8 protein-coding genes are annotated in these 9,179 nt (G+C 59.0%); 3 read left to right on the plus strand and 5 right to left on the minus strand.

Features of this window, described 5'->3' with window-relative positions; genetic code table 11:
* Positions 1-22 precede the first annotated feature (22 nt).
* The 5 genes from DXD56_RS01805 to DXD56_RS01825 all read right to left on the minus strand — a co-directional run bounded on the left by DXD56_RS01805 (position 23) and on the right by DXD56_RS01825 (position 3,702).
* Positions 23-1,441, minus strand: a complete 1,419-nt coding sequence (locus tag DXD56_RS01805; protein WP_117639654.1) for a citrate synthase — start codon at positions 1,439-1,441, stop codon at positions 23-25.
* A gap of 77 nt (positions 1,442-1,518) precedes the next feature.
* Positions 1,519-1,806, minus strand: coding sequence for an ACT domain-containing protein (locus DXD56_RS01810; protein WP_006235289.1), 288 nt, complete (start codon positions 1,804-1,806; stop codon positions 1,519-1,521).
* A 396-nt stretch (positions 1,807-2,202) separates the two neighbouring features.
* Complete coding sequence (locus tag DXD56_RS01815) at positions 2,203-2,910, minus strand: site-specific integrase (protein WP_255360342.1); 708 nt, start codon at positions 2,908-2,910, stop codon at positions 2,203-2,205.
* Between the two features lie 18 nt (positions 2,911-2,928).
* Positions 2,929-3,180, minus strand: coding sequence for a helix-turn-helix transcriptional regulator (locus tag DXD56_RS01820; RefSeq protein WP_117638121.1), 252 nt, complete (start codon positions 3,178-3,180; stop codon positions 2,929-2,931).
* 9 nt (positions 3,181-3,189) lie between these two features.
* Entirely contained in the window at positions 3,190-3,702 is a 513-nt protein-coding gene (locus tag DXD56_RS01825) for a DUF2975 domain-containing protein (protein ID WP_006235293.1), read from the minus strand.
* A gap of 551 nt (positions 3,703-4,253) precedes the next feature.
* On the opposite strand from DXD56_RS01825, the gene DXD56_RS01830 reads away from it, so the two are divergent.
* The 3 genes from DXD56_RS01830 to DXD56_RS01840 form a co-directional block, all read left to right on the plus strand.
* Entirely contained in the window at positions 4,254-6,476 is a 2,223-nt protein-coding gene (locus DXD56_RS01830; protein WP_117639656.1) for a hypothetical protein, read from the plus strand.
* Between the two features lie 5 nt (positions 6,477-6,481).
* A complete protein-coding gene (locus tag DXD56_RS01835) occupies positions 6,482-7,222 on the plus strand; it encodes an ATP-binding cassette domain-containing protein (RefSeq protein ID WP_117769450.1) in 741 nt (246 codons plus the stop codon).
* Positions 7,223-7,501: 279 nt separating this feature from the next.
* Positions 7,502-9,179 (plus strand): ATP-binding cassette domain-containing protein (locus DXD56_RS01840; protein WP_158549270.1); only part of this gene is annotated, 1,678 nt, incomplete at its 3' end.

Here is a 9,179-nt window from a genome sequence, read left to right on the forward strand (position 1 = left end):
GAGTTCTATAACGGTCCGCGTCCTAGCGGTCGGCGAGCGGCTTGTACTCCAGCGGCTCGATCACCGGACGATAGGCCGGGCGAATAATACGGTGCGCGCAGAAGAGCTCTTCCATGCGGTGTGCCGACCAGCCGGCCATGCGGGCGACGGCGAATAGCGGCGTAAAGAGCGTTTCGGGCACGCCGAGCATCTTGTAGATAAAGCCCGTGTACAGGTCGATGTTGGCGCAGATGGGCTTGGTCATGCCGTGGTCGCGCATGACCTGGGGTGCCAGGCGCTCAATGCGCTCGATGAGCGCGAATTCATCGCCCAGGTCCTTCTTGGCGGCAAGTGTGCGCGCGTAACGGCGGCACACCTCGGCGCGCGGGTCGCTCAGCGTGTAGACGGCGTGGCCCATGCCGTAGATGAGACCCGTGCCGTCGAAGGCCCGCTTGTCGAGGATCTTGCCCAGGTAGGCTGCGACCTCGTCCTCGTCCTCCCAGTTGGAGACATGCGCGCGGACGTCCTCGTGCATGGACACGACCTTGGCGTTGGCACCGCCGTGGCGCGGGCCCTTGAGCGAGCCGATAGCCGCGGCATAAGCGGAATACGGGTCGGTGGCCGAGGAGGACAGCACGCGGCAAGCGAAGGTGGAGTTGTTGCCGCCGCCGTGCTCTGCATGCAGCATGAGCATCACGTCGAGCAGCATGGCTTCGTCGCGGGTGAACGCCATGCCACCGCGCAAGACCTGTAGGATGGTCTCGGCGGTGGAGAGACCGGGCGTGGGGTGTGGCACGTGAACCTCGGAGCCGCGAAGCTTGGCGACCGAGGCCATGTGTGCGAAGGCGGCGATGCGGGGGAGACGGGCGAGCATGGAGATGGCGACGTCGATTTCGTGCTCGGGTGTAATGGCGTCGGGCTCGGCGTCGAAGGCGTAGAGCAGCAGCACGGCGCGCTGAAGCACATTCATGATGCTCGACGACACCGTGGTCATGGGGAACTCGCGGACGTATTCGTCGCTCAGGTGCCTAAAAGCACCCAGACGTTCGCAAAAACCGTCAAGCTCTTCCTTGGTGGGCAGAGAGCCCGTAATGAGCAGATAAGCGACCTCTTCGTAGCCGTAGCGATTCTCGGCCTGGGCGTTGTTGACCAGATCCTCGATGCTGTAGCCACGAAGCGTGAGTTTGCCCTGATCGGGCACGACCTTACCGTCGACCTTGTTGTAGCCATGCACATCCGAGATGCGAGTGAGGCCCGCGACCACGCCCGAACCGTCTGCATTGCGCAGGCCGCGCTTGACATTGTGCTCGACAAACAGGTCCTCGTCATAAGGGTCGGTCGGCAGGCCGTGGTAGAGGTTTTCGCTTTCGGGCGAAATCTGACGGCTCGCCTCGTAATCCAGAACCAGGCGGCTCAAGTGGTCATCGAAGCGGTAATAGATTTTCTTGGCGTCGTAGGCCATGCGCGCTCCTCTCCGGGCCGCATCGGGGTGACTTGCATGGGCATGCGCGCGTCAGGCTATCCCCAGCGGCTTGCTCGCTACAGGCGGTACATAAAGTTGAAGACGTCCTCGCGCTGGATGGACACGTTGACGCCCGAAAGCTCGCCGGCCTCGGCCAGCGCCTTCTGCAGCTCGGCGAAGTCGAGCTTGGACTCGGCGGTATCGGCCAGCATGGTCATGGTGAAGATGTCCTCGATAATGGACTGCGTGATGTCGCGGATGTCGACGTTGGCCTCGCCTAGGACACGGGTGACGCCGGCGACGATGCCGGGGCGGTTCTTGCCAAGGACGGTGATGACGATACGGGAGGACGAGATCTCGGCCATGGGAAACCCTTTCGCGTGATTGCGGCGCGCGCGGGGCGCTCCGCTACGGTACAGTGTTCATCATTGTACCTGTCTGGCGCAAAAAAGGCGCGCTCGCTGCGGCGTTACATGCCTGCAACATGAGCGTAAGGGGGAAGGCCGCACGGGGAAGAGCCGTCTGGCGCGTGTCCGGCTCGTGTTGGGTTGATTTCCGATCTCAGCCGAACACATTGAGCGGACAGGCCGTTCCCGCAGTCAGCCGAACGCCTCCGACGGCTGATTCCGAACTGGAAGCGGAGGGCATCCCCGCCCTTCGGTAGGGGATACCGCTCCGCGGCGCATGCCGCGGGCGGCGCCCCTATCGGACCACCGTGACCTCAGTTGGGATGGGCCCAGCACTGCCGCGTACTCGGTGAGCTAGAGCCAACTGTTCGTCTTCACGTCGCGTATGGCGATATTTCGGTCGTCCGGCTCGGTGATGCCGTAGCCGAACGCCTGGAGCGTCTCGATGGACTCCTGGATCCTCTGTTGGAACATGGGACCCGGATCGACCCTCGGCCCGAGGTGCCCGCGCCAAAGGCACGGCGTGGCGCGCAGCATGTTATGGATTTTGGAGATGGGCTCGATGTCGGCGTAGACGTTGAGCGTCGCCATGGCGTCCTTGTGGCCGAGGATCGATTGGAGCGCCTTGATATCGCCGCCTTGGCGGATCCACTGCGTTGCGAACGTGTGGCGAAGGCCGTGGAACGTGATCAGCTCGTCGTTGGTGCCCATGAGGCCGTTGGTCTCCGAGAACGTCTTGAACGCCCTGCGGATATAGCTTGTCGTCGCGAAGGTCGCGCCCGGCTCCGACAGGATGTAGCAGTCCCCGATCTCGACCGCCCCGGTAAGGCCGCGCAAGCGCAGCTTTCCGCAGTCGATCTCGTGGGTCTCCTTCAGGAAGGGGAGTAGGCCGACCGGGTCGATGGGGATACCCCTGGCGTCATGGGTCTTGGTGTCCTTGATGAACGAACCCATTCCCTTCGCGTACGCCACCGAGTGTCTGATCGAGATCAGGCCCGTCTCGAAATCCACATCGCACCACCGAAGGCCGCAGACCTCGCCGATTCGCATCCCCGTGTGCAGGGCGAGTGCGACCGCCCTCTAATCCTCGGCGGACCAATCGAATCCGAACTCCTTTCGGGCATCCTCTTCGCTCATGACTTCGAGAAGGTCTCCGGGTTGGCAACGAAGGGCGAGGCATAGCTGCTCGAGTGTGTTGAAGCGAATGCCGCGAATATGCCCCTTTTTAATACGGGACAGGTTCACGGGCGTGGTTCCAATCCTTTCGGCAAGTTCGTTCGAGGAAATCTTTCGCTCGGCCATGATCTTGTCGAGGCGAACAATTACGGGCATGGCGTTTCCTTACGCAATCTCGTCGGAGTCGAGGTACAGCTCTCGGGCGTACAAGAAGAGCTGGGAAAGCATGAACAGGACGATGCCGAGAACCAGAGAGGTCCAATCGAATGATGAAGCGATCTCTTGGGCGCCGACGGCCCCCTCGCCGCCAAACATCGAAACGGAGGTTTTGAGTGAGCCGGCGTAGAGGCTGGTGGCAGCTTGAACAACGAAGAGAATGCCGAGCACCTTCAAGCATGTCGCAGACCCTTTCTTGAAGGGGTCTCCGCTCTTGATCGTCCACACGAGAACGGCGCTGAGGATGGTCGTAGCGATACCGATGACGGCAGGGACCAATGTCGAGATCGCAAGGGCTGGATACGCGGGGGAGTCTGCAATTACAGGGTTGTCGAGCACTTCGATTGCTGGCTTTAAGGAGAACGCCACTTGTGCGATGGCGGTGGCGCAAAGGGTCGCAGAGGCTATCGCACATGCGATGCGGAAGGAATGAAGCCGGGGAGTGCGATTGTCGGAACTCATAATAACCTCCGAAGAATTTAAAAAACTCAGGTTACTTTTTAACAGTTTATGTTAAATTGACTTTGCCTGCAAGTAATCACAGCATGCTGCAACCGAAACCCCTCTAGATTGGAGAGGATTATGTTCAGTACTGTTAAGTCGTGTAAGCTCTTGGTTTTCCTCGGCCTCGCTCTTTGTCTGTTGCTGCCGGGGGCCCCGCTTTTGCGGATACCCCGATGCCTCCTTCCCAGGAGAGCAGCCAGTGTGCCCTCGTTGAGCCCCTCGGGTATACGGACGACGTCGTCGATACCTACTGGAGCTACAGCTGTCCTCGCGGCGTAAGCGGGCACAGCATCTCGATGTTCAACATCTCTTACAAGATGATCTCCTACCGAAATGGCTATCGCCGATCCGCGCATCATAGGGAATCCCGCCTCGCTGCAATGTGCTCCTGTGGTGTTCTTGGCACAACTGATAAATGGCAATTTGTCTATAGCACCTACTAGATGCGAGGAAGGGCCGAGCATTTTGTTCGGCCCCTCTGTTCCGACTGGATGAGGTTAAGGTTGGCGATGAATATGCTCAAAATCTCGAAGGCGATCTTTAGGTCGCTTCTCTCCTCCAGGTCGCTCTGTGTTGTCGTTGTTGCGTTGATGGTTCTTTGTGCTCTGCCCGTCTTCAGGAGCGCGGCTGGCATCGACGGACGGGTCGAATACCTCGAGTCGGGAATAACCCGTGTTGAGCAGGAATTGTCAGCATCCTATGCGGATGCGCTTGTGAATGCGGGGGAGGACGGTGTCTATACCTCTTCATCAAGCATGCCCGCGCTTCTGTACCCTCTTGCCGCGGGACGTCTTATCTTGGCACCGCTCTCTCCCCTACTTCCGTTTCTGCAGATATCGGATGGAGAGTACACCTATTATGACGGATCGAAGGAGTACTTGCTATGGGTCGCAACGGCCGTTGCCGTCTCGTTCCTTGCCGCGCGTCTTAACAAACGTGAAAAGCTCATCATCCAGGCACCGATGGGCGAGCTGGGTAGACTTGTTGCATCGAGCGTATGGGCGAGTGTTTTTGCAATGCTTGCCGTCCTCGCCATCAATCTTCCAGGGATAATCGCCGCGCTTGTGAAGAATGGCCCGGGCTCGCCGTTCTATCCGATAGGCTACATTCAATATGCGACTCCGGTTATCAAACCGGCTTGGCTGGTGTTCGCGCAGACGGCCATCTTGCAATTCTTGGTGGCAGCGTTCATCTCGCTTGTCGTTCACCTTGCCGTGAAGATTGCCAATAACCCTACGCTTGGAATCGTGTTCGTATGTGCCCTGATGGGGGTGACGATGGTTCCCGGGTATTACGGAAGATCCATCGCTTTACGTGAGTTCGCCCTGTTGAATTCCCTTACGTATGCGAACACTGAGTTGACCGTCGGCGCCTATAGCCCGTACCCGACAACGCAGATAGTGAATCTGCCTGGACTTTGCTTCGAGCGTGGCGCGATTGCCCTCGTATGCGCAATCGGGATCGAGGTGCTGGCAATTAGCCTGCTTTGCGTTGCTGGAAAGAGCGGCTGCGCGTGCCCGATATCCCCGATTTGTCTTGAGAGAGGTTCCTTCACTGCATCGAGAACGGCAACTCGTTCGAGCGCTTGTGCCTCCGCCGTTGCATACGTAAGAACGATGGGGAAACTGCTCCTGCGTTCTCCTACCCTCGCCGTATGCGCGATTGCAATGTCGACGACGATGCTGGCCCCGGCTCTGGTCGAGATGTTTCCTGACGCTGATAACGTTTCCGCTGTTCGGTATAGGGATGGGGAGCTCCGTTCAATAGATCGGTATCTAGAGCAGAACGCTGCGAATATGGACGTCGAGGGCAAAGCGGCCCTGGAAGACATGCGGGATGCTCTTTCGGGTTTCGTGTACGCGCCTATGCCTGCGGAGGGGTTTCGAAGCCTTGCGACGTACGAGCGCGCTCGAGGTGAGCTGGGCGCGGCAGATGCGACTCTCCTGCAATCGATTGGAATCGAGCCGGAGACTCCTTCTCGTGCGGAGGCGCGCGCCCTTCTGCTTGAGTCGATCGCGAGCTTGCCGGACCCCAAGGTTTACGAGTTAAGTACGAAGATGCCCCCATTAATCCTCCTTTCGTATCTCCAGGCAGCGCTTCTCTCCTTATTTTTGCTGTTGCCCGTGGTTGTCACATCGCTCGCGTGCACCCACCTGCAGTGTCGTTCCCTTCTGGTTCTCCAGATCCCCGCAACAGCGCATGTGCGTTTTCTGACGGCTGTTGCGCTGGCTCTCCTGCTTGGCTTGGTGCTGCTTTTGGTGTCGATGGTTCCCGCTGTCGTTGTGTCCGTGATTAAGAACGGTGCGGGTGGATCGGAGTATCCCGTCGCTCTCATTCGGGCGGGAGCTTCGACAACGTCCATGGTGGGGGAGGCGGTGTTGTGCAGTATTCCGTTGCTGGTCATGGCATACGGCGTGATTTCCGTCGTCGCTGCGTTGACAGCAGCGATTAGCCGCAACCCCGTTGTCACCGGAATGGTTTGCGCGGTTCTCTTGGTGTTGGGTTCGTTGAGCGCTCATGTTGAAAGCGTGGGCATGGGCGTCGCGCTGCTGGCTCCATTCGCCTCGTTTGATCCCGCTTCCCAGGTGGGGACGATTGGGTTCCTTGGGCGAGGGACGAACGCGATGCCTTTTGGAGAGGTCGTCGGCGCATCGGGCGCTCTGCTGGTGGTCTTGGGCGCCGTATCTCCGTTGATGGTGCGCCTGAGTGTTCCAAAGATCGAAAGGGGATGATCTCGATGATTGACCTTCAAACGCTGACGATCTCTTATGGAAAGAAGGTGCTCGTAGATTCGGTGAACGCTGAGTTTGCCCCGGGTACGGTCTACGGTCTCGTCGCTCCGAACGGGCATGGAAAGACGACGTTGCTGCGTGCGATGGCAGGTTTGCCGGGTCCTCGCGTGGACGGGAGCATCGTTCTGGATGAGGTGCAGGGTACGGGTGCGAGAGAGGTCCGTTCTATGATCTTCTATGCACCTGGTGAGGGGACGCTGCTGTATCCCGGATTGCGTGCGGAAGATCACCTCAAGATGGTTTGCGATATGTGGCCGCATGCTCGCGATATCGAAGAGATAGTGGAACAAACGCAGATAGGCGAGTTCGCGAAGATGAGGATCCGCACTCTGAGCCAGGGCATGAAGCAGCAGCTTACCCTGGCGATTGCGTATGCGACGGGCGCGCGGTACCTTCTATTAGATGAGCCCATGAACGCGCTCGACCCCAGCAGGGTGGACTTGCATTCCGAGATTCTCAGGAAGCTGGCCGATTCTGGTACGTGCATCATCATGTCATCCCACATCTTGGATTCGGTCGATAGGCTGTGCGATGAGATTCTGTTTTTGAAGGATGGGAGGCTCATTAGAAGCATTCCGCAAGATGATGCTGCGCCGAAGTCTCCTGGATCCCATTTCGCAAAGCCTGCCGGACGCGCCGAGGGTGCGCTAAGCACGTATCGGCGACTCTACGAAAAGGGCGGGTAGAAATGCAAGTTAAAAATCTATGTGGCCAATGTGATACCGTTGAACCTGCATATCGATACCGCTCAGCCATTCGCCTCGCCCCCGTCGCACGTATCTTCATCCGGTCTGTTACTTTTAATCTAACAATTCTTTGAGGAACGTAGGTGCTTCTAAATGTACTGTCGACTTCTTCTCAAACTAATCCTAAGAGACAAGGCCGTATGGATTTGTACGCTCGTTCTCGCTGCAGCCTTTTCCGTCCCCATTGCGTTCAATTCACCCATCTACGGGCCCTTCTTTATGAAACAGGGCATGCAGAGCTTTGTCGACGCATTCAATACGCGCGCGCCCCAGGCCAGCGGCACAGACCTATCTCCAGAGCAGCAAAATGACGCGGAGCTTGCAAGATACGCGAACGCCGCCCTTGCCGCTCAAACCGACGCCGCCTTTCTCGATTCTGCCGAGAGCTACTACGCGCTCATGGGCGAAGGCTTCCAATCCGGGTCCATCGTGGGAGACCGAGAGACCAATGACGCAGCGCTCGCATATTGCCGTGCCCTGAGCAGCTCCGGCATCACGGATATCCCGGCCTCCGCAAACGACCTGCCATTCCTTTCCTTCCTGCCTTACGCCATTGCCACGGCGCCGTCTTTCCTTCCCTTCATCCCCTTCCTTCTCTCGTCGATACTCCTGCTCGGGGCCACAAGGCCCGGGACCCTGGCGGCAAAGGCGCCCGCGCCCAAATTCCGGCGCCTTATCCAGATCGTGTTTTCGATAATCGCCGCGGGGACCGCGATGCTCCTCGCCGGCCTCGCACCCGGGGGCATTTACGCCTTGGCCCTAAACGGCTTCGGGCAAATTGGGTACCCGATCGCCTTCTTCCATGACGGCGCGCTTACCACCACGACCGCGGGAAACGTCTTCACAGCCCTGCTTATCGCGCTGCTTGCGGGCGGAACCTTGATATCCGTTTGCTCCGCCGTCATATCGACCGCAACGAGGCGCGTCCTCGCGGGCCCCCTTACCTCCGCGCTGCTTGTCGCGGCCCCGGCATTCCCGTTGCTGTCCGATTCGGCGCTGGAGCATAACGCCGCGCTCAATCTCCTGCCGCTGGCCGTGTTCTCGCCTATCGAGGCAACGGGTTACGTAGGATGCTTCCCGACAGAATTCATTGGCTCCGGTTCAGGCAGCGCATCGATGCTTGCCGTGGCCCTGGCATACGTCGCGGTCTTTTTTACGGTCGGCGCCGTTGCGACACGTTCCCCCAAACAGCCTGGACCCGCGAAAAAGCACCATGGGCTCGAGCTTCTAGACGCGAGCGTGGGATACGGAAGCACGACGATACTTTCAATCGGGTCGCTTTTCCTGAGCCCGGGAACGGCGGCGGGCCTCGTTGCTCCCAACGGCTCGGGGAAAACCACCCTTCTTGAAGCGCTGTCGGGCCAATTTCCCACCCGCATCCGCTCGGGAAGCCTGGCGGCAGACGGAATCTGCCAACGTCGATCAGCCGAATTTGCAGAACTCGTCTACCTGAGCTCTTCGGGCAGCGCGGATCTCTATCCCACGCTATCGGCCATCGAGCACCTTGCTTTCGTTAGGGAGGCGTGGAAATCGGCCGCCGACATCGACTCGCTCTGCGACTCCCTCGGAATCTCCCCATATCTCGACAAGCCGACCCGTAAACTCTCGACAGGAATGAAGCAGCAGGTAAAGCTTGCCATGGCGATAGCGACCGATTGCCCGTACCTCATCCTCGATGAACCGCTGAACGGCCTCGATCCGGGAAAACGGAAAACCTCCTGCGACGCGATGCGCAGCGAGGTGGCGCGGGGACGCAGCGTGCTCATTTCAAGCCATCTGCTCGACGACCTGGCAGACCTCACCAACTCGTTCTACTTCATCGAGGCCGGCACGCTCGTGGAAAAGATCAAGTCGTCCTCGCAGACGCTCAAGCAGGAATACCTCGATACATACGAGG

The sequence above is a fragment of the Collinsella sp. TM06-3 genome (assembly GCF_003436395.1).
GTDB lineage: Bacteria > Actinomycetota > Coriobacteriia > Coriobacteriales > Coriobacteriaceae > Collinsella.

Excerpts from the sequence above, each read along its gene's own strand:
- DXD56_RS01820 (WP_117638121.1), bottom strand. The coding sequence starts at position 3,180 with ATGCCCGTAATTGTTCGCCTCGACAAGATCATGGCCGAGCGAAAGATT.
- DXD56_RS01805 (WP_117639654.1), bottom strand. The coding sequence starts at position 1,441 with ATGGCCTACGACGCCAAGAAAATCTATTACCGCTTCGATGACCACTTG.
- DXD56_RS01830 (WP_117639656.1), top strand. The coding sequence starts at position 4,254 with ATGAATATGCTCAAAATCTCGAAGGCGATCTTTAGGTCGCTTCTCTCC.
- DXD56_RS01825 (WP_006235293.1), bottom strand. The coding sequence starts at position 3,702 with ATGAGTTCCGACAATCGCACTCCCCGGCTTCATTCCTTCCGCATCGCA.
- DXD56_RS01835 (WP_117769450.1), top strand. The coding sequence starts at position 6,482 with ATGATTGACCTTCAAACGCTGACGATCTCTTATGGAAAGAAGGTGCTC.
- DXD56_RS01810 (WP_006235289.1), bottom strand. The coding sequence starts at position 1,806 with ATGGCCGAGATCTCGTCCTCCCGTATCGTCATCACCGTCCTTGGCAAG.